The sequence below is a fragment of the Intestinibacter sp. genome, assembly GCF_051866655.1.
Lineage (GTDB): Bacteria > Bacillota > Clostridia > Peptostreptococcales > Peptostreptococcaceae > Intestinibacter.
In genome coordinates, this window is the sequence record NZ_JBJDXL010000354.1 from 1 (window position 1) to 3,321 (window position 3,321).

Below are 3,321 nucleotides of genomic sequence, written 5' to 3' on the forward strand. Positions count from 1 at the left end.
GGTTACGTTATAGGGAACTACTGTGGTATTATAATCGGTAACTTCTTATTATAATAGGTAATCTCAATTATAATTTTATAAAATATAGACTATTAATTGTTCAATACAACTCGATATTTAATTATCGACGAGTATTGGACAATTAAAAATATAATTTAAAATCTAAAAGGAAAGCGGGTTTTGTAAATGGTATTCGATTGTCATTCTGATTTATTCACTGATGTAACTGTAAAAATGTTAAAAGGTGAAAAAAATATTATAAAAAATCACCATCTAAAAAATTTACAAAAAGGTGGTTTAATCGGTGGTATATATGTAATATGGATAGATCCACCTTACGATAAATGCCCTGAAGATAGAGCTAAACAAATAGTAACTGCTTTAACTGAAGAAATAAAAAACAACACTGACATTATAAATCAAGTTAAAGATTTTTCTGATTTCGAAAAAGGATTTAAAGAAAATAAATTAAATGTCCTAGTTGGTATGGAAGGTTTAAGCCACATAGGAGAAGATGTAGACAAATTACATTACTACCATGATGTAGTTGGAGCTAGACATGCAATGTTAACATGGAATGAACAAAATGCTCTAGCAACTGGTGTAGGTGGAGATCCTTCAAGAGGACTTACTGAAGCAGGTAAACGCGCAGTTAAAAAATTAGAAGAATTAAAAATGATAGTAGACGTTTCTCATGCAAATGAAAAATCATTCTGGGATATAATGGATGTAGCTACAACACCAATTATGGCATCACATTCAAATGCAAAACATTTCTCTTCTCATAGAAGAACTTTAACAGATGACCAAATTAAAGCCATCGCTCAAACTGGTGGAATCATAGGTATGAATGGATATAAAGAATTCGTAGATGATAAAAATCCTGAAGAAGCTGATGTTAAGAGATTAGTAGATCATATCGATTATATAGCTAATTTAGTAGGTGTAGAACACATAGGCTGTGGATTTGACTATTCTGGATTTATAGATCCTGATTGCTTAGCTGCATTCTCAACTGATACTACAAACCCTAATGTAATAGGCTTAAAGGAATTTGAAGATACACCTAATTTAATTACAGAATTACAAAATCGTGGATATTCAAAAGACGATATAGAAGCTATAGCTTATAAAAATGCATTTAGAGTTATAAAACAAGTTATTGGAGTTCCATCACTTCAATATTAATATTAATACTTAAACATCAATTTTTATTGATTAAATAAATCTTTACATTTTCATTAATTAAAATGGGGTGCCTAGAAAACGGTTACCCCTTTTTAATAATTAAATTCTAGCCCATTCGTTTTTTTATTAACAACCACTACACCCTTTATTTAGCTATCTAGTGGTACTTTCTTTTTCAAATTCCTATACATATAATGAGTATATAAATCATTATGAAAATATCATTAAAATTTAAATGTTATATATAATAAATCGATTAGGAGAGATAAAAATGAAAAAGAAAGTTGTTGTTATAATGGGAGGTATTTCCTCAGAACGCGAAGTATCTCTAAATTCTGGCAAAGCTGCATTAGAAGCCATTGATAGAAATAAATACGATGTATACGAATTAATAATAAATGATCCAATGGATGTTGTAAATAAAATGCCTTGTGATGTAGATTTCGCTTTAATAGTACTTCATGGTAAATACGGAGAAGATGGCACTATACAAGCTATGTTAGAATCTATGAATATCCCTTACTCAGGATGCGACCCTCTAACTAGTGGAATATGCATGAATAAAAATATGACAAAGAAGGTATTAAAATCATCAAATATACCTACTGCTCCATGGTTAATCGCTAAGTCAGTCGATTCAATCGATTACGATGCTATAGAAAAAATAGGCTATCCTGTTTTTATAAAGCCAAACAGCGGTGGTTCTAGCGTGGCAACCTTCAAAGTGGATAAAAAAGAAGATGTATATGAAGCAGTAAAAAAAGGACTAGAAGTAGACGATATAGTAATTATAGAATCATTTCTTCCTGGAGACGAGTACACTTCTTTTATATTAAATGGTGAAGTTTACCCTACTATAAAAATAACATCACCAAATGAGTTTTTCGATTATGAATCAAAATACGCAACTGGTGTAAAAGGTGCCACTGAAGAAGTCGTATATTTAGAAGATTCACTTCAAAATCAAGTAGATACTATATCAAAAAAATGCTGGGATGCATTTAATTGCAAGGCATTTGTCAGAGTAGATTTAATATTATCAGATGGAATATTCTATGTGCTAGAATTAAACACTCTTCCTGGAATGACAAAAACTAGTTTAATTCCAAAAAGCGCAAATGCTAGGGGCTTGTCATACAGTGATTTACTAGATAAAATAATAGAATACTCATTATAAACGTTCGATTTTAAAATTATTAAATTACAAGAAAAAATAGACAATTATATTTTAATTTATTAGAATATAATTGTCTTTATTTTTTATACTAATTAATGTAAATTTATCAAAAATTTTTGAATTTAAACTAAAGGAGGTATTTTTTTGTTATTTTCTAACTTTGAAATAGATTCTAAAAAACCTGTATATATACAAATAAAAAACTACATAAAGGATTTAATGACAAAAGGGTTACTTCCAATAAATAGTAAGCTTCCTTCTACAAGAGAACTATGCTCAATTTTAAATGTAAGCCGAAATAGTGTACTCAGTGCTTACGACGAATTAAAGACAGAAGGGCTTGTATACTCTATAAAAGGCAAAGGTACTTTTGTCAAGGAGCAATCTTCAATAGCTACATCTAACTGGCAATTAGATTGGTCTTTATACGAAAACAACTACATAAAAACTTTAAATAAAATGGACTCGGCAAAGCATGAAATTCCTTGGAAATCAGATTTAATTTCTTTTAAAAGTATTTCCCCAGCTGGAGATCAATTCGATATGGAGGAGCTTAAAAGAGCCTTTTTAAATAGATTTAATTTGGAAGGGCACAAGCTTTTAAACTACGGATATGCCCAAGGATATAAGCCTCTAATCGATTTTTTATTTGAGTATATGTCAGGCAAAAATATAGATTCGACAAACAAAGATTTACTTATAACAAATGGATTTACTGAAGCATTAAATATTATAATATCATCCCTTACAAAACCAGGAGATTATATTTTATGCGAAAATCCTACTCATAATGTATCTTTAAAGATTTTTAAATCTTATAATTTAAATGTACTTCCTATGAATTTGAATAAAAACAGCCTAGATTTTAAAGATATCGAAAAAACTATAAAAGATTATAAAGACAAAATAAAATTTGCATATATTACGCCTTCATACAACAATCCAACTGGAATAGT

At 29.2% G+C, this 3,321-nt stretch carries 3 protein-coding genes; all 3 read left to right on the top strand.

What is annotated here, in order from left to right; translation table 11 throughout:
• Positions 1-186: 186 nt before the first annotated feature.
• Complete coding sequence (locus ACI3VO_RS10590) at positions 187-1,188, top strand: dipeptidase (RefSeq protein ID WP_439757892.1); 1,002 nt, start codon at positions 187-189, stop codon at positions 1,186-1,188.
• Positions 1,189-1,459: 271 nt separating this feature from the next.
• Positions 1,460-2,365 (top strand): D-alanine--D-alanine ligase, encoded by a 906-nt coding sequence (locus ACI3VO_RS10595; RefSeq protein ID WP_439757893.1) that lies wholly within the window; start codon positions 1,460-1,462, stop codon positions 2,363-2,365.
• Positions 2,366-2,509: 144 nt separating this feature from the next.
• On the top strand, positions 2,510-3,321 hold an 812-nt coding region (locus ACI3VO_RS10600), incomplete at its 3' end, for an aminotransferase class I/II-fold pyridoxal phosphate-dependent enzyme (RefSeq protein WP_439757894.1).

Excerpts from the sequence above, each read along its gene's own strand:
- ACI3VO_RS10590 (WP_439757892.1), top strand. The coding sequence starts at position 187 with ATGGTATTCGATTGTCATTCTGATTTATTCACTGATGTAACTGTAAAA.
- ACI3VO_RS10595 (WP_439757893.1), top strand. The coding sequence starts at position 1,460 with ATGAAAAAGAAAGTTGTTGTTATAATGGGAGGTATTTCCTCAGAACGC.